Source organism: Streptomyces sp. Edi4, from assembly GCF_040253615.1.
Taxonomy (GTDB): Bacteria; Actinomycetota; Actinomycetes; order Streptomycetales; family Streptomycetaceae; genus Streptomyces.
Genome location: NZ_JBEJGY010000004.1, coordinates 2,647,324 through 2,672,171, shown reverse-complemented (window position 1 = coordinate 2,672,171; position 24,848 = coordinate 2,647,324). Strand labels below are relative to the sequence as shown.

Annotated in this window: 23 protein-coding genes; 10 read left to right on the top strand and 13 right to left on the bottom strand. The window is 73.5% G+C overall.

Annotated elements, in window-relative coordinates; all coding sequences use genetic code 11:
* Positions 1–24: 24 nt before the first annotated feature.
* The 7 genes from ABR738_RS14080 to ABR738_RS14050 all read right to left on the bottom strand — a co-directional run bounded on the left by ABR738_RS14080 (position 25) and on the right by ABR738_RS14050 (position 8,267).
* Complete coding sequence (locus ABR738_RS14080; RefSeq protein WP_502964083.1) at positions 25–1,407, bottom strand: GlnX family signal transduction membrane protein; 1,383 nt, start codon at positions 1,405–1,407, stop codon at positions 25–27.
* 201 nt (positions 1,408–1,608) lie between these two features.
* The gene (locus tag ABR738_RS14075) at positions 1,609–2,583 is read right to left on the bottom strand and encodes an N-acetylglucosamine kinase (RefSeq protein WP_502964082.1); all 975 of its coding nucleotides are present in this window, start codon (positions 2,581–2,583) and stop codon (positions 1,609–1,611) included.
* Entirely contained in the window at positions 2,580–3,845 is a 1,266-nt protein-coding gene (locus tag ABR738_RS14070; RefSeq protein ID WP_350230315.1) for a 6-phospho-beta-glucosidase, read from the bottom strand. The genes ABR738_RS14075 and ABR738_RS14070 overlap by 4 nt, the downstream gene beginning before the upstream one ends.
* 8 nt (positions 3,846–3,853) lie before the next feature.
* On the bottom strand, positions 3,854–4,732 hold the full coding sequence (locus ABR738_RS14065; protein ID WP_350230314.1) for a carbohydrate ABC transporter permease: 879 nt from the start codon (positions 4,730–4,732) through the stop codon (positions 3,854–3,856).
* 1 nt (position 4,733) lies between these two features.
* Positions 4,734–5,678, bottom strand: coding sequence for a carbohydrate ABC transporter permease (locus ABR738_RS14060; RefSeq protein WP_350230313.1), 945 nt, complete (start codon positions 5,676–5,678; stop codon positions 4,734–4,736).
* Positions 5,679–5,685: 7 nt separating this feature from the next.
* Positions 5,686–7,023 (bottom strand): ABC transporter substrate-binding protein, encoded by a 1,338-nt coding sequence (locus tag ABR738_RS14055; RefSeq protein ID WP_350230312.1) that lies wholly within the window; start codon positions 7,021–7,023, stop codon positions 5,686–5,688.
* 41 nt (positions 7,024–7,064) lie between these two features.
* Positions 7,065–8,267: an ROK family transcriptional regulator gene (locus ABR738_RS14050; RefSeq protein WP_350230311.1), complete on the bottom strand. Its 1,203-nt coding sequence runs from the start codon at positions 8,265–8,267 to the stop codon at positions 7,065–7,067.
* A 582-nt stretch (positions 8,268–8,849) separates the two neighbouring features.
* Here ABR738_RS14050 and ABR738_RS14045 point away from each other — a divergent pair.
* A complete protein-coding gene (locus ABR738_RS14045; RefSeq protein ID WP_350230310.1) occupies positions 8,850–9,341 on the top strand; it encodes an ATP-binding protein in 492 nt (163 codons plus the stop codon).
* 63 nt (positions 9,342–9,404) lie between these two features.
* Here ABR738_RS14045 and ABR738_RS14040 read toward each other — a convergent pair whose 3' ends face one another.
* Together ABR738_RS14040 and ABR738_RS14035 are read right to left on the bottom strand one after the other, a co-directional pair.
* Positions 9,405–10,076: a class I SAM-dependent methyltransferase gene (locus ABR738_RS14040; protein ID WP_350230309.1), complete on the bottom strand. Its 672-nt coding sequence runs from the start codon at positions 10,074–10,076 to the stop codon at positions 9,405–9,407.
* 202 nt (positions 10,077–10,278) lie between these two features.
* Positions 10,279–11,349, bottom strand: a complete 1,071-nt coding sequence (locus ABR738_RS14035; RefSeq protein ID WP_350230308.1) for a mechanosensitive ion channel family protein — start codon at positions 11,347–11,349, stop codon at positions 10,279–10,281.
* A gap of 253 nt (positions 11,350–11,602) precedes the next feature.
* Between ABR738_RS14035 and ABR738_RS14030 the strand changes: the two genes are divergently transcribed.
* The 4 genes from ABR738_RS14030 (at position 11,603) to ABR738_RS14015 (ending at position 14,823) form a co-directional block, all read left to right on the top strand.
* Positions 11,603–12,139 carry an HNH endonuclease gene (locus tag ABR738_RS14030; RefSeq protein ID WP_350230307.1) on the top strand — a complete coding sequence of 179 codons (537 nt, stop codon included), beginning with the start codon at positions 11,603–11,605 and terminating at the stop codon, positions 12,137–12,139.
* A gap of 174 nt (positions 12,140–12,313) precedes the next feature.
* The gene (locus tag ABR738_RS14025; RefSeq protein ID WP_350234898.1) at positions 12,314–12,460 is read left to right on the top strand and encodes a hypothetical protein; all 147 of its coding nucleotides are present in this window, start codon (positions 12,314–12,316) and stop codon (positions 12,458–12,460) included.
* Positions 12,461–12,464: 4 nt separating this feature from the next.
* Entirely contained in the window at positions 12,465–14,489 is a 2,025-nt protein-coding gene (malQ, locus tag ABR738_RS14020; RefSeq protein ID WP_350230306.1) for a 4-alpha-glucanotransferase, read from the top strand.
* Between the two features lie 94 nt (positions 14,490–14,583).
* A complete protein-coding gene (locus ABR738_RS14015) occupies positions 14,584–14,823 on the top strand; it encodes a hypothetical protein (RefSeq protein ID WP_350230305.1) in 240 nt (79 codons plus the stop codon).
* Positions 14,824–14,955: 132 nt separating this feature from the next.
* Here the strand turns inward: ABR738_RS14015 and ABR738_RS14010 are convergent, their stop codons facing one another.
* The 3 genes from ABR738_RS14010 to ABR738_RS14000 all read right to left on the bottom strand — a co-directional run bounded on the left by ABR738_RS14010 (position 14,956) and on the right by ABR738_RS14000 (position 18,172).
* Positions 14,956–16,176 (bottom strand): beta-ketoacyl-[acyl-carrier-protein] synthase family protein, encoded by a 1,221-nt coding sequence (locus ABR738_RS14010; RefSeq protein WP_350230304.1) that lies wholly within the window; start codon positions 16,174–16,176, stop codon positions 14,956–14,958.
* Complete coding sequence (locus ABR738_RS14005; protein WP_350230303.1) at positions 16,173–16,466, bottom strand: phosphopantetheine-binding protein; 294 nt, start codon at positions 16,464–16,466, stop codon at positions 16,173–16,175. The genes ABR738_RS14010 and ABR738_RS14005 overlap by 4 nt, the downstream gene beginning before the upstream one ends.
* A gap of 68 nt (positions 16,467–16,534) precedes the next feature.
* Positions 16,535–18,172: an MFS transporter gene (locus ABR738_RS14000; RefSeq protein ID WP_350230302.1), complete on the bottom strand. Its 1,638-nt coding sequence runs from the start codon at positions 18,170–18,172 to the stop codon at positions 16,535–16,537.
* 142 nt (positions 18,173–18,314) lie between these two features.
* On the opposite strand from ABR738_RS14000, the gene ABR738_RS13995 reads away from it, so the two are divergent.
* Positions 18,315–19,562, top strand: a complete 1,248-nt coding sequence (locus tag ABR738_RS13995; protein WP_350230301.1) for a cytochrome P450 — start codon at positions 18,315–18,317, stop codon at positions 19,560–19,562.
* A 64-nt stretch (positions 19,563–19,626) separates the two neighbouring features.
* On the opposite strand, the gene ABR738_RS13990 is transcribed toward ABR738_RS13995, so the two are convergent.
* Positions 19,627–20,091 carry a MarR family winged helix-turn-helix transcriptional regulator gene (locus ABR738_RS13990; protein ID WP_350234563.1) on the bottom strand — a complete coding sequence of 155 codons (465 nt, stop codon included), beginning with the start codon at positions 20,089–20,091 and terminating at the stop codon, positions 19,627–19,629.
* 251 nt (positions 20,092–20,342) lie between these two features.
* Between ABR738_RS13990 and ABR738_RS13985 the strand changes: the two genes are divergently transcribed.
* From ABR738_RS13985 to ABR738_RS13970, 4 genes are all read left to right on the top strand, one after another.
* A complete protein-coding gene (locus ABR738_RS13985) occupies positions 20,343–21,638 on the top strand; it encodes an MFS transporter (RefSeq protein ID WP_350230300.1) in 1,296 nt (431 codons plus the stop codon).
* A 175-nt stretch (positions 21,639–21,813) separates the two neighbouring features.
* On the top strand, positions 21,814–22,722 hold the full coding sequence (locus ABR738_RS13980) for an EamA family transporter (protein WP_350230299.1): 909 nt from the start codon (positions 21,814–21,816) through the stop codon (positions 22,720–22,722).
* 152 nt (positions 22,723–22,874) lie between these two features.
* Positions 22,875–23,846, top strand: a complete 972-nt coding sequence (locus ABR738_RS13975) for a DMT family transporter (protein WP_350230298.1) — start codon at positions 22,875–22,877, stop codon at positions 23,844–23,846.
* Positions 23,847–23,880: 34 nt separating this feature from the next.
* Positions 23,881–24,792, top strand: a complete 912-nt coding sequence (locus ABR738_RS13970; RefSeq protein WP_350230297.1) for a LysR substrate-binding domain-containing protein — start codon at positions 23,881–23,883, stop codon at positions 24,790–24,792.
* The last annotated feature ends 56 nt before the right edge of the window (positions 24,793–24,848 follow it).

Here is a 24,848-nt window from a genome sequence, read left to right as displayed (position 1 = left end):
GTCCATTGCCGCCGTCCATGCCGCTCACCTGTACTCCGCGAGGCGGCGGCTGACGCCCACCCCGGCGCCCGCCGCCGCGAGCACGGCGAGGACCGCCGCGCCGAGGGGCAGACCCGAGAAGGCGCCCCGGCCGTCGGACGCGGCCGAGGTGAACTGGCGCTGCTCGTGGGCGATCGCCGTGTCCAGCGCCCTGTCCACCTGGTCGAAGCTCTCACCCGTGGAGTTCTTGGCGCCAAGCACCTGGGTCAGCGCGCCGTCGTAGTCGCCGCTGTCGTCCGTCCTGCGGGCCGCCGTGTGCCGTGCGCGCCAGGTGTTCATGTCGGCGGCCGCGGCGGCCACGGGGGACTTGCCCGCGTCGTCGTCGGCGAGGGCGCGGGCCGCGCCGAGCCGGTCGGACAGGGTCGCCATCTCCCGGATGTAGTCCGCCTCGTACTGGTCCTTGCCGTCGGAGGTGAGCACCGCGCCCCGGGCCACCAGCGTCAGGTTCTCGTTCGCGCGGGCCTGGAGGGAGCTGATCCGGGCGTCGTTGAGGACCTTCAGGGACTCCTGGCCGTGCGCGCGCGAGGCCGACAGGTCAGAGGAGGCCACCGCGTGCCCCACCACCAGCCAGAGCAGCATCACCGTGGCGGCGGCCGTCGCGGCCAGCAGGCCGTGGTTGAACACCCGGTTGGTGCGCAGATAGGTGCGCCGCTGGGCCCACAGGAGGCCGCCGAGCGCCACCAGGCCGAGCACGGTCGCCGCGTACGGCCAGGTGTCGGCCTGGCCGTAGTCGTCGTAGAGGCGGCCCGTCTCCGCCTCGTACAGCTTCTGCGCGGCGGGCAGCAGGCTGGTGGACATCTTCTGGTTGGCGAAGCGCAGATAGGCGCCGCCGACCGGGAAGCCCTGCCGGTTGTTGGCCCGCGCCTGCTCGATCAGGCCGTTGTAGAGCGGGAGTTGCTGGTTCAGGGTGGCGATCTGCTGGGCGGAGTCGGCCGAGCCGGTGGTGTTGGCGGCCGCCTTGACCAGGAGCCGGGAGGCGGTCGCGATGTCGCTGTCGTACCGCGCGCGCACATCGAGCGGTTCCTGGCCGCCCGCGAGGAAGCCGCTCGCCGCCGCCGTGTCCGCGTCGGCGAGCGAACGGTAGATGGACGCGGCGTCCGCGCTGAGCGGCTGGCTGCGGCTCACCACGTCGTCGGCGGCGGCCGCGCGGTCAAAGACCTCCCAGGCGGTGGCCGCGCCGAAGGCGAGCACCAGGGCCGCCACGACCGTGCCGATGATCCACAGCCGGCCGGGCTCGGTCGTCGCGGCGGCGCGCGCCCGCTCGCGGGCCTCGGCCAAGCCCCGGCGCGCGCCCGGGCGCGGCTGCGCGATGGACCGGACCGCGGCCCCCCGCGTCCCCGGTTCGCGCACGTTCGGCGGATTCGCCACCTGACCTCCCCCTCGGTCGCTGCCTAGGCAGTATGGCCGCAGGGACCGACAACCATCCAGCGTTGTCTGGATCTTGTTACCTGCCACCCCGCGCGCCGTGAGCCCCGCGCGCCCCCCGCCCCCACGTTCCCTCCCCATGTATACGCGGCGCCCGGGCGTTCGGTTCCCCCGGCCCCCATCGCCCCACCGTCCCTTGCGGCCCTACGGGTACTGGGCCCGCAGCCGCGCGTACGCCTCGTCGGGCGCCGAGACCCGGTCGAGGCCGAGCAGGCCCGCGCCGAGCACGGGCGACGCCGTCACCACCAGCGGCACCGCCTTGGGCGCCCGGACCGCGAGCCGTTCGCGTACGCCGTCGTCCAGCTGGGGATGGCGGGCCGCGAGCACACCGCCGCCGAGCAGGACCGGCGTCTCCACCTCCAGGAGGCCGAGCCGCCCGAGCGCCACGGTGGCCAGGGCCACGATCTCCTCCGCCTGCCGCTCGACGAGCGAACGCGCCACCTTGTCACCGGCCGCCGCGACCTCGAAGAGCACCGGGCTCAGCTCGTGCAGCCGCACCACCGGGATCCTCCCCAGGTGCAGCCCCTCGATCAGCTCGTACATCGAGGAGAGCCCGAAGTGGTCGGGCAGGGCGCAGGCGAGCGCGGTCGCCCCGCCCCGCCCGTCCTCGGCGCGCGCCGCGAAGAACAGGGCCTCCTCGGCGAGCCCGCCGCCCCCGCCCCAGTCGCCGGAGATCTTCCCGATGGCGGGGAAGCGGGCGGTGCGCCCGTCCGGTGTCATGCCGACGCAGTTGATGCCCGCGCCGCACACCACCGCGACCCCGCACGGCTCGGCGCCCACGGGCAGCCCGGCGCGCAGGATCGCGAAGGTGTCGTTGTGGACGCTCACCGACGCCCCCCAGCCGCGCGCGGTCAGCGCGGCCGTCAACTCCCGCTCCTCCACGGGCAGATCGGCGTTGGCCAGGCACGCCGAAACGTGCTCGACCCGCAGCGGCCCGGGGCTACCCGCGGCGAGGTGGGCCTCCTCCACCGTGGTGGCCAGCATGTGCATGGCCACCTCGACGCCCACCGCCGGCGGCCGGAAGCCTCCGCCGCGCGCGGCGCCTAGCACCGTGCCGTCCGCGTCGATCAGCGCCACGTCGGTCTTGCTGTTGCCGGCGTCGATCGCCAGCACCCTCATGCCCACGAAAGGTGCTCCCGGTTGTGCGCGATCAGCCGGTCGGTGAGTTTCTCGGCGTGGTCGTACTGCCCGACCAGCGGGTGCGCGAGCAGGGCGCGGAACACCCGGTCGCGCCCACCGCGCAGGGCGGCCTCGATGGCCAGGTCCTCATACGCGGTGACGTGTGCGATCAGCCCCGCGTACAGCGGGTCGAGCCGGGGCACCGGGAGCGGGACCGCGCCGTCGCGTCCCACCCGGGCCGGCACCTCGATGACGGCGTCGTCCGCGAGGAAGGGCAGCGTGCCGTTGTTGTACGTGTTGACGACCTGCACGGGGCTTCCCCCGCCGCCGAGCAGTGACGCCGCGAGGTCGACGGCGGCCTCGGAGTAGAAGGCGCCGCCGCGCTTGGCCAGCAGCTCCGGCTTCTCCTCGAGCGCCGGGTCGCCGTACATCTCCAGCAACTCCCTTTCCATTGCCGCGACTTCGGCGGCCCTGGACGGCTTGGTGGCGAGCTCGCGCACCACCTCGTCGTGGGAGTAGAAGTAGCGCAGATAGTAGGAGGGCACCACGCCGAGCCGGTCCAGGACCTGGCGGGGCAGGCGCAGGTCGTCGGCGATGGCGTCGCCGTGCTCGGCGAGCAGCCCGGGCAGTACGTTCTCGCCCGCGGGACCGCCCAGACGTACCCCGAACTCCCAGGTGAGGTGGTTGAGACCGACGTGGTCGAGGTGGACCTCGCCGGGCGTCACCTGGAGCAGCTTGGCGAACTTGCGCTGGAGCCCGATGGCCACGTTGCACAGGCCGACCGCCTTGTGCCCGGCCTGGAGCAGGGCCCGGGTCACGATGCCCACCGGATTGGTGAAGTCGATGATCCAGGCGTCCGGGTTGGCGCGGCGCACGCGCTCGGCGATGCCGAGCACCACCGGCACCGTACGCAGGGCCTTGGCCAGGCCCCCCGCGCCGGTCGTCTCCTGGCCCACGCAGCCGCACTCCAGCGGCCAGGTCTCGTCCTGCTGCCGGGCGGCCTGTCCGCCGACGCGCAGCTGGAGCAGCACGGCGTCCGCGTCCGCGACACCGGCGTCCAGGTCGGAGGTGGTGATGATCTTCCCCGGGTGCCCCTGCTTGGCGAAGATGCGCCGGGCGAGCCCGCCCACCAGCTCCAGGCGGTCGGCGGCCGGGTCGACCAGGACGAGCTCACTGACGGGCAGCGTGTCCCGCAACCGGGCGAAGCCGTCGATGAGTTCGGGGGTGTAGGTGGACCCGCCCCCCACTACTGCGAGCTTCATGGAATCGATCAGCCCTTCACTCCGGTCAGCGTGACGCCCTCGACGAAGGCCTTCTGTGCGAAGAAGAAGACGAGGATCACGGGGGCCATGACCAGAACGGTCGCGGCCATGGTCAGGTTCCAGTCGGTATGGTGCGCGCTCTTGAAGGACTCGAGGCCATAGCTCAGCGTCCAGGACCCCGGCGTGTCGGACGCGTAGATCTGGGGTCCGAAGTAGTCGTTCCAGGCGTAGAAGAACTGGAAGAGCGCGACGGCGGCGATGCCGGGGCGTGCCATGGGCAGCACCACCTTGAGCAGGGTGCGCAGCTCCCCGCACCCGTCCACCTTCGCGGCGTCCAGGTACTCGTTGGGGATGGTCATCAGGAACTGCCGCAGCAGGAAGATGGTGAACGCGTCGCCGAAGGCCAGCGGGATGATCAGCGGCCACAGGGTGCCCGACAGGTCCAGCTGCCTGGCCCAGAACAGATACATCGGGATGATGACCACCTGGGGCGGCAGCATCATCGTCGAGATGACCAGCATCAGCGACAGATGGCGCCCCCGGAAGCGGAACTTGGCGAGCGCGTAGGCCACCGGCACCGACGACACCACGCTGAGCACGGTGCCGAGCCCGGCGTACAGCAGGGTGTTCTTCCACCAGCCCAAGAAGCCGGGCGTGTCGAACACCTGGCGGTAGTTGGACCACGCCCAGTGGTGCGGGACGAGGTCGCGGGTGAGGGTCTGGTGGTCGTCCATCAGCGAGGTGAGCAGCAGGAAGACGAAGGGCAGCACGAAGAACAGGGCGGCGGCGACACCGAGCGCGTGCACCGCGATCCAGTGCAGCGCGGCCTTGCGCCGGGCGACCCTGGCCGCCGGGGTCGCCGCCGGAGCCTCAAGGGCGTACGTCATGTCACTCACCTGCCTGGACGAGTCCGCCGCGCCGCTTCATGAGCAGCGCCGTGAAGGCCATGGAGAGGGCGAACAGGACCAGCGCGACCACACAGGCGGAGCCGTAGTCGAAGCGCTGGAAGCCCAGGTTGTAGACGAGCTGGGGCAGGGTCAGCGTCGACTTGTCGGGGTAGCCGGGCTCGAACTGCTGGCCCGAGTTGCCGAGGTTCCCGGAGGCGACCTTGCCCGCCACCAGCGGCTGGGTGTAGCTCTGCATCGCCTGGATGACGCCGGTGACCACCGCGAACATCACGATCGGCGAGATGTTGGGCAGCGTGACATAACGGAACCGCTGCCAGGCGGACGCCCCGTCGAGTTCGGCGGCCTCGTACTGCTCCTTCGGCACGTCCAGGAGCGCGGCCATGAAGATCACCATGAGGTCGCCGACGCCCCACACCGCGAGCAGGGTCAGCGCGGGCTTGGACCAGGACGGGTCGGTGAACCAGTCCGGCGCCGGGATGCCCAGGTCGCCCAGGAGTGAATTGACCGGCCCCGTACCGGGGTTGAGCAGGAAGACGAAGCCGAGGGTGGCCGCGACCGGCGGGGCGAGGTAGGGCAGATAGAACAGTGTGCGGAAGACGCCGACCCCCGTCTTGATCTTGGTGACGAGCAGGCCGACGCCGAGTCCGAACACCACCCGGCAGGCGACCATGACGACCACCAGCCACAGGGTGTTGCGCAGCGCCGGCCAGAACAGCGGGTAGTCGTTGAAGACATAACCCCAGTTCTTGAGACCGTCGAAGGTGGCCGCGCCGAAACCGTCGTAGTGGGTGAAGGAGAAGTAGACCGTGGAGATCAGCGGGTAGGCGAAGAAGACGCCGAACCCGATCAGCCAGGGTGAGAGGAACGCCAGGGTGCGCAGCGCCGAGCGGCGGTGCTTGGCGCGCAGTGAGTAGGTGGTGCTCATGGCCGGGCTACTTCGCCTGCGCGATCGCGGCGTCGATCTCCCGGGCGGTGCCGGCCAGACCCGCCTTGATGTCGCCCTGCTTGCCGCTCTCCACGCCGTAGCCGAGGTTTTGCAGCGACACGATGTACTGGCCGCCGTTGACGGAGGCGGGGGTGGTGGTGGAGTTCGGGTTCTGGGCGATGTCCAGGAACGTCTTGAAGCGCGGGTCGGCCTGGAGCTTCGGAGACTTCAGGGCGTCGAAGGTGGAGGGCACGTTGTGGATGGCGTTGGCGAAGTTCACCACCGCGTCGGTGTCGGTGGTCAGGAACTTGACCAGCTCCCACGCCGCGTTCTGCTTCTTGGAGGTCGCGGCGATGCCCGCGATGGTGCCGGTCAGATAACCCTTGCCGTACGTGGCCCGCTGGTCGTCCGGCACGGGCAGCGGCGCCACCCCGATGTCGAACTTCGCCTTGCCCGCGAGCGCCATGCCAAGGCGCCACTCACCGTCCATGGCCATCGCGACCTGACCGGTGTTGAACGGATTGGTGTCGCCGAACTCCTCACCGAAGGAGGTCCGGTACTTCTCCAGCTCGGCGAAGCCGCCCAGATCGTCGACGAGCCGCTTCTGGAAGGCGAGGCCCTTCTCGAACGCGGGGTCCTTGGCGATGTTGGACTTGCCGCTGGAGTCGAAGTACGTCGGCGACCACTGCGCCAGGTAGTGCTCGGTCGTCGTCTCGTAGCCGTGGTAGTCGGGCATGAAGCCGAGCTGTTCGTAGGAGTCGCCCTTCGGCTTGGTCAGCAGCTTGGCGTCGGCCTCGAACTGTGACCACGTGGTGGGCGGCCCGTCGATGCCGGCCGCCTTGAAGGCGTCCTTGTTGTAGTAGAGCGCGTAGGCGTCCCCGAGCAGCGGCAGCGCGCACCGCTTGCCGTTGAACTGGGTGTACTCGTTCATGCTCTTCGGGAACGTCTTCGCCGGGTCGATGCCGTCCTTCTTCAGGAACGGGGCGAGGTCGGCCAAGGCGTTGGACGAGCAGAACTTGCCCACGTTGTTGGTGGTGAACGACGACACCACGTCCGGCGCGCTGGAACCGCCCGCGCGCAGCGCCTGGTTGATCTTGTCGTCGGTGACGTTGCCGACGACCTTGACGTGGATGTTGGGGTGCGCCTTCTGGAAGGCGTCCACGTCGGCCTGGATGGCCTTGACCTCGCTCGCCGCGCTCCACCCGTGCCAGAAGGTGATCGTCGTGTCCTTGGACGCGTCGTCCGTCGCCCCGGCGCCGCTCTGGCCCGTACAGGCGGAGGCGAACAGGGCTATGGACGCGGTCGCGGCCAGTACGACGGCCGGGGTGCGGCGGGTGGTGGGCATGGCGGTGTCTCCCGGGAGGGCTGGGGGGTGGGGAAGGGGGTTCAGCGTGCGGTGTCGAAGACTTCGTCACGCGTGGTGGCGAGCGCTGCTTCCAACGCGCCGCGCAGGACGGGGAGTCGGGTGACCTCGCCGACGACGAGCCGGGGCCGGGAGGCCGCCAGCTCGCCCAGTTCGCTCCGCACGAGCTCACACAGCGGTTCGCCGCCGGCCGCGATCAGCGCGCCCGACAGCACCACGAGCTCGGGGTCGAGGACGGCCACCATCGAGGCGAGACCGGTCGCGAGCCCGGTGGCGAAGGCCGCGAGGAGTTCGCGCTCGGGTCCTTCGGCCGCCTCGGCGCCGCGCGCGATCAGGGCGACGGCGACCTCGTTCGCGGTTTTGGCGGGCACGTCGGCGACGCCGAGTTCGCGGGCGAGCCGGAGCAGCGCCTGCCCGCCGGCCAGCTCCTGGAAGCCGCCGGAGTTCGCCTTGGTGACCTGCCGTACGAGCGGGGCGCCCGGCACCGGCAGGAAGCCGACCTCGCCCGCGCCGCCGGTGAAGCCCCGGTGCAGCCGTCCCGCGATGACGAGCGCGGCGCCGAGCCCGCCCTCGTTCCACAGCAGGACGAAGTCGTCGTGGCCCCGGGCCGCGCCCAGGCGCTGCTCGGCGATGGCGGCGAGGTTGACGTCGTTCTCGTACTCGAGCGGCATGGGCAGGGCGGCGGCCAGCTCGTCCAGCAGGGTGGGGGAGTGCCAGCCCGGCAGATGGGAGGCGTACCGCAGCCGTCCGGTGCCCGGGTCGAAGGCGCCGGGGGTGCCGATGACGACCCGGTGCAGATCGCCGCGCACGAGTCCGGCGGCCTTGGCCGCGCCGTCCAGCGCGTCGGTGACCTGGCGCACCACGGACTCGGCGCGCCGCCCGGGCGTGGTGACCTCGAACTCCCCGACGACCCCGCCCGCCACGTCGGCGACGGCGGCGCGGATCCGCTCGGGCGTCACGTCGAGCCCGGCCACGTGGGCGGCGCGGGCGTTGACCGCGTACAGCTGGGCGTTGGGCCCCGGCCGTCCCTCGGTGGTCCCGGTGGCGACGACGAGCCCGGCGGCCTCCAAGCGCGCGAGCAGCTGTGAGGCGGTGGGCTTGGAGAGCCCGGTGAGCTTGCCGATCCGGGTCCGTGACAGGGGGCCGTGCTCCAGGAGCAGATCGAGCGCGGCCCGGTCGTTCATCGCGCGGAGTACGCGCGGCGTCCCCGGGGTAGTACCGGCCACGACGAATCCACCTCCCCCTTCGCCCGCTTCCCCACCACACTGTTAGGAAAGTTTCCTATCCGTTGGGAGGAACGTAGGGCGCGGTTCGGCGCGCGTCAATGGGGTGGGGCGAGCCGACGGTCAAAGTGTTATCCGCCGAGGTCGTCCAGTCCGTGGAACTCACACAGCGTACGGATGTCCGGGTCGCGCGCCGGGACCGGGCCCCGCTCCCCCTTTACGATGCTCGACTTCGAGGCGGCGATGACGTGGACGGCCCGCTGCCGCGCCCCGCCCGCCGCGTCGCGCGGCCGCAGGAGTTCCCCACCGGGCCCGCGCCCCAGGACAGTTGAGGCCCGGTCGCGCTGTCGAACCGATCCGTCCACGGGACGGGCGCGGCGCCCGCGACGCGCGCGGACCGGTCCCCCCTCACCCGACCGGGACACTTGTCCCCGGACGACTCGCGCGCGTTCCAGGTGCCTCACGGGCGTCGCGGTCCCAACGCCGGGCCACCACGGCGAACAATGACGGGAGTGCACCCAACCGCCCCGCACGGGCAACCGCATAGCCACTGTCACCCCGAGCCGCACAAGGAGGTGCGTGTCCATGGAGGAGCGCAAGCAGGTTCCGGCGTACGAGGACTGCCTCGACTACACCCCCGATGCCCGCAGCGTGAGCCTGGCCCGCCGTCGCACCGCCGCGCTCGTCGTCGCGTGGGGGCACCCCGAACTCGCCGGGGACGCCGCGCTGTTGGTGAGCGAACTGGCCACCAACGCACTGCTGCACGGGTGCCTGTGCGACCGGCTGTTCCGGGTGCGCCTGACGCTGGGCGCCACGGCGCTGCGCATCGAAGTCACCGACCCGCGCGGCGAATCGGCGCCGAGACCGCGCGCGGCGGCGGACGACGAACAGTTCGGCCGGGGCCTGCTGCTGGTCGGGGCGCTCGCGGACCGCTGGGGCATCGAACCGCGTGCGGTCGGCAAGACGGTCTACGCGGAACTGGCCCTGGGGCGGGCCGAGGCCGCCGGTGCGGCCCGGCACGCCATGGCCAGGGGCGCGGAGCGCCGCCCGTCCGGCCACGCGCGGCCCGCGCGCTGAAACGGGCCCCTCGGGGCTCAAACCGACGAGGCGCGCGCCAACCGCTGAGCGGCGCCGAGAAGTTCAGACGTCCGCCTTGCGCGCGAGCAGATGGACCTCCTTGAACGGGCGGCGGTCCGTGGGCAGCGGCTCGCGGACCATCCGGGCCACCTCCACGAGGCCATGCTCGCGCAGCAGCGCGGCGAGGTGGTCGGGCCACCAGCGGTAGGCCGGCGCGACCGCGTGGTCGAAGACCTGGACGGGCTCGGCCGCGCCGTCGCTCGCCGAGAAGCCGAGCAGAAGGTGGCCGCCGGGGGCCAGCACACGCGCGAACTCCTCGACGACGACCGGGAGTTCGGGTGGCGGGATGTGGATGATCGACCAGCGCGACAGCACCCCGGCCAGCGTGCCGTCGGGAAGGTCCAGGGAGCCCATCGTGCCGATGGCGAACTGAAGCTCCGGGTACGCCTGTTGGGCCAGCTCAATCATGGCGGGGCAAGCGTCGACACCGAACACGTCGTCCTTACGCGTCCCCAACCCGGCCAGGTACGCCGTGACATGACCGGGGCCGCACCCGAGGTCCCCGACCCGGCCGCCCCCGCCCGCCCGCACCGCTTCCGCGAACACCCCGAGCATCGCCCGGTCCAGGGGGCTGTCACGCAGCGAGTCACGGAACAGCCTCGCGTAGGTGGGGGCGGCGCTGTCGTACGCGTCGCGCGTGGCGGTGAGGGAGTCGTGCGGGGCGTCTTCAGGCATGCGCCCGAGAGTAAAGGGCCGACCCCAGTCCCTTACGCGCGGCCCGTGCGTGGCCGGTCGCGCAGTTCCCCGCATCCCTGGCGGGGTCGCGGCGGGCCCGCACGGGCACGGTCGGCCCGTCCGACAATTGAGGACGAGGCCGTTCAGGCCGAACGGGGTCCGGGGCGGAGCCCCGGCGGGGTCGGCGTCCGGTGGGGAGGCGCTACTTCGACATGTTCGACGGGTTCGGGTTGGGGATGGGCGCCGTTGCCAGGGACTGCGGGGAGGTCGGGTTGTTCAGGGCGGACGGGGCGGCGACCGAGGCCGACGGGTCGGCCGTGGGCGGCTCCTCCGCGAGCGGGAGGCCGCCGACGATGCGGATGCCCGCCGCGTCCAGCGCGATCTTGATCCGCCAGCGCAGCTCGCGCTCCACGCTCAGCGCCTTGCCCGGCATGGTCTTGGCGGAGACGCGGACCACCATCGAGTCCAGCAGCACCTCGTCGAGGCCAAGGATCTCCACCGGACCCCACAGGCGCTCGTTCCACGGCTCTTCCTTCGCCATGGACTCGGTCGCCTCGTTGATCACCGTACGCAGCCGTTCCAGGTCCTCAGCCGCGCGCACCCGTACATCCACCCCGGCCGTCGCCCAGCCCTGCGACAGGTTGCCGATGCGCTTGATCTCACCGTTGCGCACGTACCAGATCTCGCCGTCCGCGCCGCGCAGCTTCGTCACGCGCAGGCCGACCTCGATGACCTCGCCGGAGGCGACCCCGGCGTCGATGGAGTCGCCGACGCCGTACTGGTCCTCCAGGATCATGAACACGCCGGACAGGAAGTCCGTGACCAGGTTGCGCGCGCCGAAACCGATCGCCACACCGGCCACACCCGCCGAGGCGAGCAGCGGGGCCAGGTCGATGTTGAGGACGCCGAGGACCATCAGCGCGGCCGTGCCCATGATCAGGAACGACGCCACCGAGCGCAGCACCGAGCCGATGGCCTCCGAGCGCTGGCGCCGGCGCTCGGCGTTGACCAGCAGGCCGCCGAGCGCGGTCCCCTCGACCGCCTGGGCGCTGCGGTTCATCCGGTCGATGAGCTTGGTCAGGGCCCGGCGCACCAGGACTCTGAGGACCGAGGCGATGACGATGATCAGGAGGATGCGGAAGCCGACGTACAGCCAGGTCGACCAGTTCTGCTCGACCCAGCCGGCGGCCTCGGTGGCCGACTTCTGGGCGTCGTCGAGCGTCGCGGGCCTGGGCGACGGCGATCCGTCGGCCAGGACGGCGGACCAGTTCACGGCAGGAACCTCCAGCGTTGCGGTGCCGGCGAAGGAGCGGCGGCAGACCTACCACACTAACGGGGCAAGGGCTGTGCTCCGTTGACGTGTTCGGGGGAGAGACCGGCTCCACCTGGGAAGGAAGGGGATGTGGTCGAAAACACTTCGGGCCCGTTACCCGGACGTGGTGGCGCTTCGACCAGGCATGAGGAGAGACTGGAGAACAGATCGTCCCGGCGCGAGCCACGCGCCGCCGGCGTAAGAGGAGGCACCCGTGCCGCACGTCCTGGTCCTCAACGCGTCGTACGAGCCCCTCGGCGTCGTACCGCTCCGTCGCGCGCTCGTCCTCGTCCTCGAAAACAAGGCCGTCAGCCTTGAGGAGTCAGGCGCCTTCCTGCACAGCGCGACCCGTGCTGTGGCCGCGCCCAGTGTCGTGCGGCTCAAAAGATTCGTACGGGTCCCCTACCGGGGGCCCGTTCCGCTGACCCGCCGTGCCCTGTTCGCCCGGGACGGCGGGCGCTGCATGTACTGCGGGGGCGTCGCCACCAGCGTCGACCATGTCATTCCGCGCAGCCGCGGCGGCCAGCACGCCTGGGAGAACGTCGTCGCCGCGTGCCGGCGCTGCAACCACGTCAAGGCCGACCGGCACCTCATGGAGCTCGGCTGGCGCCTGCGCCACCAGCCCGCCCCGCCCACCGGGCTCGCCTGGCGGATCATCGGCACCGGCCACCGCGATCCGCGCTGGCTGCCCTACCTCCAGCCCTTCGGCGCGGACGACGCCCTGGCCCGGATCGACGGCGTCTCCGCCTGACACGGTCCGAGCCCTGGCGTCCGGCCGCCGCGTACGTCTGCCCCGGCCCCGGGCGACGCGGCGTCCAGCGCGCCGCGACGGGCGCGGCGGGAGCTTGTGGGGCGCGGCACGACTGGTGCGGCCCGCGCTGGGTAGGGCACCCTCTGTCCCTGCTGTCCACCCCTGGAGGCCCCCGTGGTCGCTCCCGCCCCCGAACAGCCGCTGACCAGCGAACCCCCGATGGCCGACGCCGAGCCACTGATCAGCGAGCCCCCGATGGCCGACGTCATCCCGCTCACCAGCGAGCCGACCCCGGTGGCCGCCGCGGCCGTGGGATTCTGAGGCCATGACCCTGGCCAGGCTGGCCGCCCGGCACGGCGTGGCCACGTCGTACTCCCCTTCGCCCGATGTGACCGTGCGGGTGCCGGACACCACGGTGGTCGCCGTCCTCGCCGCGCTCGGCGTCGACGCCTCGACCCCGGACGCGCTGGCCCGCTCCCTCGCCGACGCCGAGGCGGCCGATGCGGACCGGTTGCTGCCCCCCACGCTGGTGCGCTGGGGCGACGCGCCGGGTCCCGACCTGTGCGACGAGCTGACGGTCCTCGGCGACCCCATCCATCAACTCCCGCCCGGCGTGCACCAGTTGGACGTGCGGCACCGGGACGGGCGTACGGCCTCCGCGACGCTCGTCGTCGCGCCCGCCGCCGTGCCGGGGCCCCCCGCCCGCGCCCACGGCTTCCTCGTCCAGCTGTACTCGCTGCTGTCCACACGCTCGTGGGGCATGGGCGACCTCGGTGACCTCGCGGAGCTGGCGGGCTGGGCGGGCCGCGCCGTGGGATCCGGGTTCGTGCAGGTCAACCCGTTGCACGCGGCCGTGCCCGGGACGCCGACCGACCCCTCGCCCTACCGGCCCTCCTCACGCCGCTTCCCCGACCCCGTCCACCTGCGTGTCGAGGACGTCCCCGAGTACGCCTACGCCACCGACCGCGCCGAACTCGACGCCCTGGTCGCGCGGGCCGACGCGCTGCGCGAACAGGTGCTGTCCAAGGGCGAGTTGATCGACCGCGACGCCGTGTGGGAGCTCAAGCGCGCGGCCCTCGGCGTGCTGTACCGGGTGCCGCTCCAGCCCGGCCGCCGGGCCGCGTACTGCGACTTCCTCGCCGAACAGGGCCAGGCCCTTGAGGACCACGCGACGTGGTGCGCGTTCACCGAGACGTACGGGCCGAACTGGCGTCACTGGCCCGTGGGGCTGCGCGACCCCCGGTCCGCCGAGACCGCCCGCAAGCGGCGCGACCTCATCGACCGCGTCGACTTCCACTCCTGGCTCGCCTGGCTGACCGACACCCAGCTCGCCGCCGCCCAGCGCGCCGCGCGCGATGCGGGCATGGCGGTCGGTCTCGTCCACGACCTCGCCGTCGGGGTGCATCCCGACGGCGCCGACGCATGGGCCCAGCAGGACGCCTTCGCGCCCGGCATGTCGGTGGGGGCGCCCCCCGACGCCTTCAACGCGCACGGCCAGGACTGGGGGCTGCCGCCCTGGCGCCCCGACGTCCTGGCCGCCCGTGGCTACGCGCCCTACCGGGGCCTGCTCCAGGGCCTGCTGCGGCACGCGGGCGCCCTGCGCATCGACCATGTGATGGGCCTGTTCCGGCTGTGGTGGGTGCCCGAGGGCCGCCCGCCCACGGAGGGGACGTACGTCCACTACGACGCCGAGGCGATGCTCGCCGTCCTCGCCCTTGAGGCGCACCGCGCGGGCGCCGCCGTCATCGGGGAAGACCTCGGCACCGTGGAGCCCGGCGTACGCGAGGCCCTGGCGGCCAGGGGTGTGCTCGGCACGTCGGTGCTGTGGTTCGAGCGGGACTGGGCGGGGGACGGGCGGCCGCTGGCCCCCGAGTCCTGGCGGCCCGGCTGCCTGGCCACCGCGACCACCCACGACCTGCCCTCCACGGCGGCCCGGCTCACCGGCGAACACGTCACGCTGCGGCACAGCCTCGGTCTGCTCACCGACTCCCTGGTCCAGGAGGAGAGCGCCGCCCGCGCCGAGGTGGGGCAGTGGCTCGCCCACCTCGAACGGCTCGGGCTCCTGCCCGACGCGCCCGGTGACGAGGAGGAGGAGATCCGGGCGGTGTACCGCTTCCTGCTGCGCACCCCGGCGCGGCTCGTCGGGGTGTGGCTGCCGGACACGGTCGGCGATCGCAGGCCGCAGAACCTGCCCGGCACATGGGACCAGTACCCCAACTGGCGCCTGCCCATCGCCGGCCCCGACGCCTGCCCCCTGACCCTGGACCAGCTCACCGCCTCGCCCCGGCTGCACGCCCTGATGCGGATCTTCCCGCGCGGGGGGCCGGGGGCGGGCGCGGACACGGGGTGAACGCGGGCGCTATTCGTCAGGGGTCCGGGCGCGCGGGGGCTCGTACGGCACCCCCGGGCGCGCGGCCCTGGCGGGCGTTCGCTACGTTTGCTCCGTGGACAAGAAGAACGCCCTGCGCGCCGGCGCCGTAGCAGCCGGTACGACGCTGATGATGCTGCTCATGTCGTCCCCCGCGCTCGCGCTCACGCGCGACGACGGTGACGACCCGGGGTCAGGCCTGAGCGTGATCGACACGATCGGTCTGTTCGTGATCGCGCCCATCGCGCTGTTCGCGATCATCGCGGGTCTGGTGATGGTGCTGGACAAGTCCCGCAAGACCGCGAAGAAGGCGTAACCCCCCTCCGGGACCTCCAGGTCCCGGTCCCGAACCGCGCCCCGCGAGGGACGCGGCGGTTTCCCGTACGTCCACCCGCCCCCGGCGCGCATCGCGTGCCGGGGGCGGGCCGGTTCTCGGCGCTCTCGCGCCTCAGCACTCTTGCAGGACCAGGGCCGCGTTCTGGCCGCCGAATCCGCAGGACGTGGTGACCATGGCCCGGACGCGGGCCGCCCGGGGCTCTTTCGTCACGACGTCCAGGTCGATGGCGTCGTCGAGCCGGTGGAGGTTGGCGGTCGGGTGGATCAGCTGGTGGCGCAGCGTGAGCGCGCTGACCACGGCTTCGATGGCCCCGGCGGCGCCCAGGGAATGCCCCAGGACGCTCTTGGTCGCGGTGACCGGCGGCGGCGTGCCGAAGACAGCGCGCAGGGCCTGCGCCTCGACCCGGTCGTTCAACGTGGTCGCCGTGGCGTGCGCGTTGACGTGGTCGATGTCCTCGGGGGAGAGACCGGCGTCGGCGATGGCGCAGCGCAGCGCGCGCTGGACGCCCGCGCCCTCGGGGTGCGGCGCGGTGGCGTGGTGGGCGTCGCCGCTGGCCCCGTATCCGGTGAGCAGGGCGTGGGGGCGGGCCCGGCGGGCCCGGGCGTCGGCCGCGCGCTCCAGGACGAGGACGCCTGCTCCCTCGCCGAGGACGAATCCGTCCCGGTCGGCGTCGAAGGGGCGGGAGGCGCCCAGCGGATCGTGGGTGCGGGTGGAGAGCGCCCCCATGCGCCAGAACGCCGCCGAGGTGACGCGGCCGGCGCCTTCGCTGCCGCCGGCGACCGCGATGTCGCACATGCCGGCCCGCAGCAGCAGGGCGGCCGTGCCGATGGCGGTGGTGCCCGAGGCGCAGGCCGTGCTGGTGCACAGGGTGGGCCCCTCGGCGCCCAGCGCCATGCCCACGTACCCGGCGGCCATGTTCGGCGCGCTGCGCGCGACCAGGGTGGGCGGGATCGCCGCGTAGTGATGCGCGGCCAGGGCCGCGCTCGCCCTGGGCGTCAGATCGTGGGAGGCGCTGCCCACACCGATGACGACGGCCACCCGTGGCCCGTCCCAACTGCCGTGGTCCAGACCGGCGTCGGCGACGGCCTCCCGGGCCGCGGCCACCGCGAACCGGATGAACGGGTCGGTGCGCCAGGCGGGCCCGGGCGCGGCCGCTCGCAGGGCCGCCTGGGGAACGCGGCAGGCGAAGGGGACGGGCAGCCCCGCGAGGTCGGGGTCGAGGGCGGCGGTCGGCGCGCCCGCGCACAGGCGCTCCCAGGTGTCCCGCGCGCCCACGCCGGCCGCCGTGACCAGGCCGAGGCCGGTGACCGCGATCGCGGCGGCGTGCTTCACCCGGTGACCATGTCGCCGGCCCCGACGGCGGGCGCCTGCGCCACGGCGCGCGTGAGAACGCGGGCGGCCTCGTGGTAGGGCGTTTGGGGGGAGATCGGCAGGTCCAGGGTGGAGATCTCCTTGTGCGTCCGCGCTTCGACGGCCACCAGGAGTTCCAGGAGCCCCAAGGAGTCGAGACCCAGTTCCTCCAGGGTGGCGCCCTCGGTGAGTTGGTCGGCGGAGATCTCGAACTCCTCCACGACGATGTTCATGAGTGCTTCTTCGGTGAAGGCGACTTCTGAGGTGGTCAAGGCGGCCTTTCGGCGGGGTGCGGACGGTGGGACGCCCCCGTGATATCGGCGTCCCCGGCGCTGGGCGGTCAGGGACACCCGCCTCGCTCGGCAGAATCACCGCATTGGCGGACCCCGTGGGCCTGCTCCGCGAAGCGGGCGCGGCCCGGCAGCCGCAGCCACGTGAGGAAGAACGCCGCCGACGCCACGGCGGCCGAGGCCAGAGCGGCGTGGGAGAGCCCGTGGGTGAACGCGTCCGCGGCCGCGGCGCGCAGCCGTTCACCGGCTTGTGGCGGGAGCCGGCGGGCGATCGTCGCGGCGGACAGGATGTTGTCCGAGGCCTCGGCCATCTGCGGGGGAAGGGGCGCGGGGGAGCGCGCGAGCGTGTCGTCGAGCCGGCCGGTGTACGCGCTGGACAGGAGCGAGCCCTGTACGGCGACTCCCAGAGCGGCGCCGACCTGGCGGGTGGCGTCGTTGACCGAGGAGCCGAGCCCGGCCCGCGAGGGCGGCACGGCGTTCATGACGCAGGCGGTCGAGGCGGCGGCGGTCAGTCCCGCGCCCGCGCCGGCGAGGAGGAGGAAGACCAGCAGGCGTCCGTAGCCGGAGTCGGCCGACGTGCCGGCCAGCAGGGCGAACGCGGCCACCACGGCGAGCAGCCCCAGCAGCACACTGCTCTTGTCGCCCCAGCGCGCCGTGACCCCCAGCGACAGCGCCGCGCCCGCCATGAGCCCGCCGGGCAGCGGCAGGATGCGTACCCCCGCCTGCCAGGGCGTACAGCCCAGCACCCCCTGGAGGTAGAGGGTGACCACGAAGAGCGCGCCGAACAGGGCGAACGACATCATGGCCAGGGCCACCGCAGCGGTGCTGACCCGCGCCGGGCGCACCAGGGCCAGCGGCAGGACCGGCGCGTCGCTGCGGTGCTCCACGGCGAGGAAGGCGGCAAGCAGCAGCCCCGCCACCGCGTACGCGCCGAGCGTGAGCGGATCCGTCCAGCCCCGGGCCGGGCTCTCGATGACCGCCCACACCAGGACGAGCAGCCCGCTAGCCGAAAGGACCGCGCCCGGCCCGTCGAAGCGGGGCGCAGGGCCCGGGGCGCGGCGCTCGTCGGCGGGCACGAGGGCCAGCGCCAGGGCGATGGCGAGGACGGCGATGGGGACGTTGATCCAGAAGGCGGCACGCCAGGAAGCGGTCTCCACCAGCCGGCCTCCGACCACCGGGCCGCAGGCGCCGCCGAGTCCTCCCACCGCCGCCCACACGGCGATCGCGCTCCGGCCCCGCGCGGGGCCGGGAAAGAGGCCGGTGATCAGGCACAGCGTCGCCGGCATCAACAGGGCGGCGCCCACGCCCATGCCCGCGCGCGCGGCGATGATCTGGCCGGGGGAGTGGACGAGGCCGCCCGCGACGGAGGAGACGGCGCAGACGGTGAGGCCCGCGACGAACGCGCGCCGGCGCCCCAGCCGGTCGGTGAGTCCTCCGCTGGTCAGCACGAGGCCGCCGAGCGCCAGCACATAGGCGTCCACGATCCACTGGGTCTGCCGCATGCTCGCGTCCAGGGCGTCGCGGAGTTCGGGGACGGCCACGTTCAGGACCGTCAGGTCAAGGCCGAGCAGGAAGAGCCCGAGGCACACGGAAAGGGCGGCCGCCCACCGCCGCCGCTCCGAGAGCCCGGCCGGCGCGCCCCCGTCCGCCTCGCGGACGCGGCCTTCGACCGTGACGAATTCAGCCATGGGGCCAGCGAACCACCCAAGGACGCGCGCGCCGGGGCGCCACGTGCGGCACGCGCACGGGCGGCCCATGGCTTCGCGTCCCGGGGCACGGCGGGACGTGGCTCACCGGCCCCGGGCACAACAGCCCCTACAGTCACTCGGCATGCAGAGCACGCGCGTCGGGAACCCGGTCTCCTGGTACGACCTCATCGCGGAGCAAGTGGACTGCGACACCAGCAGCGAGGCCTACCGGGCCGATCCGAACCGGTTCACCGAAGCCCTGCGCGAAAGATCGGGCCCCGTCCACCGCACCCCCTCGGGTGTGCTCCTGCTGCTCGGTCACGCCGAGTGCGCCGAGGTGCTGCGCGACCCGCGCTTCGGCCACGGCGCGGCCACGGCCCGCGACATCACCGGCTACGGCGTGCCCGCCCGGTCCTTCCTCCTGACCGACCCGCCCGAACACGACCGCCAGCGCGGCACGGTCAGCGGTGCCTTCACCGCCAGGGCCACCGCCCGGCTCACGCCGAGCGTCGAGGGTTACGTCCGCGACCTCGTCGAGGCGGCCTGGCAGCGGCGGGAGGTGGACGTGGTCGCCGACCTCGCGCGGCCGCTCGCCGCCTCGGTCCTCCGCGACGTCCTGGGCCTGCCGCCCGGCGGCGAGGACCACTTCGGGGACATGGCGGAACTCCTCGTGCGCGGCATGGACCCGAGGGAGAGCGGCGATCCCGCCGTCCGGGACCGCATCGCCGGGGCCCGCACCGATTTCGTCCGCACCTTCAGCCGGCTCCTGCGGCGCCCGCCAGAGGACCGGGGCCCGAGCGTCATCGGCGGGCTCGCCCGGGCCGCCGCGCGCCAGGACGACCCCGTCCGGCTGAGCGAGGCCGTGGCGACCTGCGGGCAGCTCATCGCGGCCGGCTACGAGACAACGGTCGGCCTGATCGCGAACGGCCTGCACACACTGCTCACCCACCCAGAGGAGAGCCGTGTCCTGGACGCCGGGCGCGATGACGCCGACGTCATCGCGACGGCCGTCGAGGAACTGCTGCGCTACGAACCACCCGTCCCCATCGCGGTGCGCACCGCCCTGACGGACGCGCGGGTGGGCGGGACGGCGGTTCCGGCGGGGACGATCATCACCCTGCTGCTCAACGCCGCCAACCGCGACCCCCTCGTGCACGCCCGCCCCCACCGCCTCGACCTCCGGCGCGGCGCCAGGCACCTCGCCTTCGGCCTGGGGTCCCACTTCTGCCTCGGCGCGCCCCTGGCCCGCCTCGAAGCACAGCTCATGCTGCGCGCCCTGTGGCGCGGGAGACCGGAGCTGGCCGAAGAGCACGTGACGTACACCGTGGGCCTGGTGGCCCGCCGGGTGGAGCGGCTGCGCGTGCGGCTGACGCGGTGCCCGACGTCGTGAGCGCACCGGCTCGCGACGGCGAGCGGCGGGCCGGGAGGTGCCTGCGGCGGTCGCGATGGCCGGCTCAGTACGCGGCGAGCAACTTCCTCAGCAGGATGGACAGTTGGTCCACCTCCGCCTCGTCGAGGGCGGACGAGAGGACCTCGGTCTGGGCGGCGAGGCCCGCCGTCACGGACTCGTCCACCAGCTTCAGGCCACGCTCCGTCAGCGTCACCCGCAGCCCGCGCCGGTCCGTCGGATCGGGGCTGCGCGACAGCAGGCCGGCCTTCTCCAGTTTGTCCAGGCGCCCCGTCATGCCCCCGGTCGTCAGCATCAGCGTCGCCGAGAGCTGCCGCGGTGAGAGCGTGTACGGCTCGCCCGCGCGCCGCAGGGTCGCCAGGACGTCGAACTCCCCGCGCCCGATGCCGAACCGCGCGTACTCCTTGTCCATCCGCTCGCCCATCGCGCGCGCGATCCGGTAGATCCGCCCGTACACCGCCATCGGCGCCGTCGCGAGGTCGGGGCGGACCGAGGCCCACTGGCCGGTCATCGCGTCCACCGCGTCCGAAGGCGTCTCGGGCGCCGTGGGCCGCGAACGGGGGGCCGGGGAGGTCGTCTCTGCGCCAGTCATGGGACCAGTATCGGCACCCGGTCGGTCGGACGCAAGTAAGTAGCTTGACGGAAAGTAGCTCCCGAGTAAGCTACTTTCAGCTGAGCCACTTAGGGCTGAGCTACCGGGCCGAGCCTCCCCTGCCCGGCCCCCGACCGCCGCCCACCCGTGGCCCGGAGACGGAGTTCCCGATGCGTACGTTCCGCAGTCCTGCCCGCACCCCCCGCACGCCGGGCCGGACGCCGAGCCGCATGCCGGCCCGCATACCGGGGGAGCGGCGCATGCTCGTCGCCATGGCGGTCGACGCGACCGGCTCCGGGATGTACATACCGTTCAGCCTGGTCTTCTTCCACCACGTCACCGGGCTCGCGTTCGCCACCGTCGGCCTCGTGCTCACCGTCGTCGGACTGCTCGGGCTCGGCGCGCTGCCGTTCGCCGGCGCGGCCGTCGACCGGTACGGGGCCCGCCGCGTCCAGCTCCTGCTGTACGGGGTGCGCGGCGCCGGTTTCCTGCTCTACCCCTTCGCCCACGCGCTGCCCGCCTTCGCCGCCGTCGCCCTCGCCACCGCGTTCGGCGACCGTGCCTTCCCCGCCGTGCAGCAGTCCCTGCTCGGCGAGGTCGCCCGGGGCGCCGACCGGGACCGGCTCCAGGCCTCCTCGCGCGCCCTGCGCAACGGCGGGCTCGGCGCGGGCTCGCTGCTCGCCTCGCTGATCGTCGGGTTCGGCGGCGACGCCGGGTTCACCGCGGCGGCCTGGCTGAACGCCGCGAGCTTCGCCCTCGCGGCGCTCTTGATGCGCGGCGTCCCCTCCGGGCGGCGGCCGCGGCAGCCAGTGTTGGCCCCCGCTCAGCGTCCCGCCGGTTACCGGCAGGTCTTCGCGGACCGGCCCTTCCTCGGCCTGACCGCCGTCAACTTCCTCAACGCGCTGAGCTATTCGGCCCTCCCCGTGCTCTTCCCGCTCTACATCACCACCTGGCTGCGCGGCCCCCAGGCCCTGACCGGTACGGCGTTCACGCTCAACACCGTGATGTGCGCGGCGGGCGGCGTCGTGATCGGCGCCCGGATCCGCGCCCGTGGCGCCCGGCGCACCCGTTCCGCCGCGCTCGGCTCGCTCCTGTTCGCCGCCGCCTTCACCGCGCAGATCGCCCTCGGCACGGTCCGGCCCGGCTCCGGCATCGTGCTGGGCGGGGCGCTCCTGGTCATCGTCGTGCTGTACACGCTGGGCGAACTCGTCCACAACCCGGCGGCCGGGGCGCTGTCGGTGGCGGTCGCGCCGGAGGCGCTGCGCGGGCGGTACCTGGCCGCGTACCAGCTGTCCTGGTCGCTGGCGTCGGCGATCGCGCCCTCGCTCTACACCGCGCTGATGGCGGTGGACGGACGCGTGCCGTGGGCGGTCCTGGTCGCGACATCGGTGGTGGCGGCGGCCGCCGTGGTACGCCTTGAGCGGCGACTGCCAGGCGCGGCGGTAGGGATGGCGCTCGCGGCCTGACCCGCCGCCCTTCGCCGGGGCGGTAGGGGTGGCGCTGGCCGCCTGACCCGCCGTCCTCCGGCGTGACAGACCCCCTCGCCCCGACCCCGCGCCCCCCAACCCGCTGCCGCGCGCACCCCGTCACCCCGGCCGCAACTCCCGCGCCCCCGCGCCCCGCGCCCCGAAGGGAACCCCCATGAACCGCGCCCGCCTCACCACCACCGCCCTCACCGCCCTCGCTCCCCTCTCCTGGGGCTCCACCTACTTCGTCACCACGCAGTTCCTCCCCGCCGACCGGCCGTTGTTCACCGGCATGATGCGCGCCCTGCCCGCCGGACTCGCGTTGGTGGCGCTCACCAGACGGCTGCCACGCGGCGCCTGGTGGTGGAAGGCGGCGGTGCTCGGCGCCCTCAACATCGGGGCGTTCTTCCCGCTGCTCTTCCTCTCCGCCTACCGCCTCCCGGGCGGCATGGCCGCCGTGATCGGGTCCGTCGGACCGCTCTGGGTGGCCGGGCTCGCCGCCCTGTTCCTGGGGGAGAAGCCCACCTCGCGCACCCTGCTCACCGGCATCGCCGCCGCCCTCGGCGTGAGCCTGGTGGTCCTCAAGGCGACCGGCTCCTTCGACGCGGTGGGGGTGATCGCCGCGCTGGGTTCGTCCGCCTCGATGTCCGCCGGGACCGTGTTCACCAAGCGGTGGGGGCGGCCCGAGGGCGCGGGGCCACTCGTCCTGACCGGCTGGCAGCTCACCGCGGGCGGCCTCCTCATCGCACCGGTCGCCTTCCTCGTGGAGGGCGCGCCGCCCGCGCTGGACGGGCGCGAGATCGCGGGGTACGTCTACCTCGCCCTGGTGAACACGGCCGTCGCGTACTGGCTCTGGTTCCGTGGCATCGGCCGCATGAGCGCGACCTCCGTCACCCTCCTCGGCCCGCTCTCCCCGCTCAGCGCCGCCGTCATCGGCTGGGCGGCGCTGGGCCAGGCCCTCGCCCCGGTGCAGGTGCTCGGCATGGTGATGGCCCTCGGCGCCACCCTTGCCGGTCAGGCCGCGCCCCGGGGAGCCGCCCGGACGCGGAAGCCGGCCCCCCGCTCAACCTTTCACTTCTGCTGAAGGTATCGCGCGGAAACTTTCGATGGACGTGATCGGTCAGCCGGTGCGACGGTAGGGGCCGACCGACGCGAGGGCGGGCCGGCGACGGAGAGCCGCCCCCACCCCTCACCCCACCGCCCCGCCCCACCCCGCACACCCGAAACGGAGTCACCGTGACCGTCCTGGACCACGTCCGCAGCACACCGCGCGCCACCGAGGCCGGAAGGGGCGACGGAAGGGGCGACGGAAGGGGCGACGGGAGGGGCGACGGAAGGGCGGGCGGTTCCGCCGGGCTCGGGCTCGTCCTCGCGGGCGTCGCGACGGTCGTCTGGTCCGGGAGCTTCGTCGCGAGCCGCGCCCTGCACGACTCCGTGCCGCCCGTGCAGGCCGCCTTCTGGCGCTGGCTGATCGCCATCGCGGCGGTGGCGCCGTTCGCCGTGAGCGAGGCCTGGCGTCAACGGGCCCTGATCCGGCGGCACTTGGGGTTCCTGACCGTCGCCTCCCTGCTCGGCATCACCGTGTACAACACCCTCGTCAACCAGGCCGGCACCTCCACGTCGGCCGGGAACATGGGCCTGATCATGGCCGCGTCGCCGGTCCTGATGGCCGTCCATGAACGCCTCGCCGGGGGACGCCTCGGCCCCCGGCGCACCCTCGGACTGCTCATCGCCGTCGTGGGCGTACTCCTCCTGGTCAGCAAGGGCTCGCTCGGCCTCGACCTCGCGCCGGGGGACCTGTGGATGGTCGCGGCCGCCGTCAGCTTCACCTCGTACAGCGTGCTGCTGCGCCGCCGGCCGGCCGAACTGGGCTCCCTCGCCTTCCTGTTCACCACGTTCGTGCTCGGCGCGCTCATGCTGGCGCCCGCCTACGGGGTCAGCCTCGCGGTCCAGGGCGGGTTCACCGCGACGCCCGCCACCGTCGGGCCGCTCCTCTACGTGGGAGTGCTCTCCTCCGCCGTCGCCTTCTTCGCCTGGAACAAGGCGATCTCCCTGATCGGCGCCGCCCGCGCCGGTGTCGTCTACTACCTCCAGCCGGTCTGCGTGGCGCTGCTCTCCTACCCCCTGCTCGGCGAGGCGACGGGACCCGCGCAAGCGGGGTGCATGGCGCTCGTCCTCGGCGGCGTCGTCCTGGGAACCCGCAGGTGAGCCGGGCCCCGCAGCCGCCGCTAGGGTGCGTGCCATGAGCGAGTGGGACATCAGGAAACTCCACATCCTGCGGACCCTGCGCGAGCAGGGCACCGTGACCGCGACCGCCGAGGTGCTGCTCATGACGCCCTCGGCGGTCTCGCAGCAGCTGTCCAACCTCGCCAAGCAGCTCGGGGTGCCCCTGCTCGAAGCGCACGGCCGCCGGGTGCGTCTCACCGACGCCGCCCATCTCGTCCTGCGGCACGCCGAGGCCGTCTTCGCCCAACTGGAGCGCGCGGACGCCGAGTTGGCGGGCTATTTGCAGGGTGAGGCGGGCGAGGTGCGCGTCGGGGCGTTCTCCACCGCCGTACCCGCGCTCGTCGTCCCCGCCGTACGGCAGCTGCGCCGCAGCCACCCCGCCCTTGAGGTACGCGTACGGGAGGCGGAGGCAGCCGAGGCGTTCGAGCTCCTGTCGGCGGGGGCGGTCGACCTCGCCCTGTCGCTCGCCGCGCACGCCCCCAGCGCCCGCGACCCCAAGTTCGCGCTGCTGCCCCTGCTCGCCGACCCCCTCGACGTGGCGCTGCCCGCCGGGCACCCGCTCGCCGCCGAACCGGGTCTGCGCCTGGCCGATTTGGCGCACGAGGCATGGATCTTCGGCGGCAGCGGCCCCTGGTCGCAGATCACCACGGCGGCCTGCGAGGCGGCCGGGTTCGTGCCCGAACAGGCGCACAGCGCGGCCGGATGGACCGCGATCCTGGCCATGGTGGAGGCCGGGATGGGGGTGGCGCTCGTACCGCGCATGGCGGCGGCCGAACGCCGCGCGGGTGTCGTCATGCGGGTGCTCAGCGCGGACCAGCCCCGGCGCCATGTCGTGGCGGCGGTACGGCGCGGCGCGCAGGAGGGCCCGGCGGTGGCCCGGGTCCTGGCGGCCCTGCGCGACGCGGCCGACGTACGCCCCGGGAGCTGAGCCCCCGCGCGAGGCGGCCGACGTACGCCCCGGGAGCTGAGCCCCCGCGTGCCTGT

What these genes read in the sequence shown, in the direction of transcription:
- ABR738_RS14075 (WP_502964082.1), bottom strand. Translation starts at nt 2,583, where the DNA reads ATGAGGGTGCTGGCGATCGACGCCGGCAACAGCAAGACCGACGTGGCG.
- ABR738_RS14070 (WP_350230315.1), bottom strand. Translation starts at nt 3,845, where the DNA reads ATGAAGCTCGCAGTAGTGGGGGGCGGGTCCACCTACACCCCCGAACTC.
- ABR738_RS14065 (WP_350230314.1), bottom strand. Translation starts at nt 4,732, where the DNA reads ATGACGTACGCCCTTGAGGCTCCGGCGGCGACCCCGGCGGCCAGGGTC.
- ABR738_RS14060 (WP_350230313.1), bottom strand. Translation starts at nt 5,678, where the DNA reads ATGAGCACCACCTACTCACTGCGCGCCAAGCACCGCCGCTCGGCGCTG.
- ABR738_RS14055 (WP_350230312.1), bottom strand. Translation starts at nt 7,023, where the DNA reads ATGCCCACCACCCGCCGCACCCCGGCCGTCGTACTGGCCGCGACCGCG.
- ABR738_RS14045 (WP_350230310.1), top strand. Translation starts at nt 8,850, where the DNA reads ATGGAGGAGCGCAAGCAGGTTCCGGCGTACGAGGACTGCCTCGACTAC.
- ABR738_RS14040 (WP_350230309.1), bottom strand. Translation starts at nt 10,076, where the DNA reads ATGCCTGAAGACGCCCCGCACGACTCCCTCACCGCCACGCGCGACGCG.
- malQ (WP_350230306.1), top strand. Translation starts at nt 12,465, where the DNA reads ATGACCCTGGCCAGGCTGGCCGCCCGGCACGGCGTGGCCACGTCGTAC.
- ABR738_RS14000 (WP_350230302.1), bottom strand. Translation starts at nt 18,172, where the DNA reads ATGGCTGAATTCGTCACGGTCGAAGGCCGCGTCCGCGAGGCGGACGGG.
- ABR738_RS13995 (WP_350230301.1), top strand. Translation starts at nt 18,315, where the DNA reads ATGCAGAGCACGCGCGTCGGGAACCCGGTCTCCTGGTACGACCTCATC.
- ABR738_RS13990 (WP_350234563.1), bottom strand. Translation starts at nt 20,091, where the DNA reads ATGACCGGCCAGTGGGCCTCGGTCCGCCCCGACCTCGCGACGGCGCCG.
- ABR738_RS13985 (WP_350230300.1), top strand. Translation starts at nt 20,343, where the DNA reads ATGCGTACGTTCCGCAGTCCTGCCCGCACCCCCCGCACGCCGGGCCGG.
- ABR738_RS13980 (WP_350230299.1), top strand. Translation starts at nt 21,814, where the DNA reads ATGAACCGCGCCCGCCTCACCACCACCGCCCTCACCGCCCTCGCTCCC.
- ABR738_RS13970 (WP_350230297.1), top strand. Translation starts at nt 23,881, where the DNA reads ATGAGCGAGTGGGACATCAGGAAACTCCACATCCTGCGGACCCTGCGC.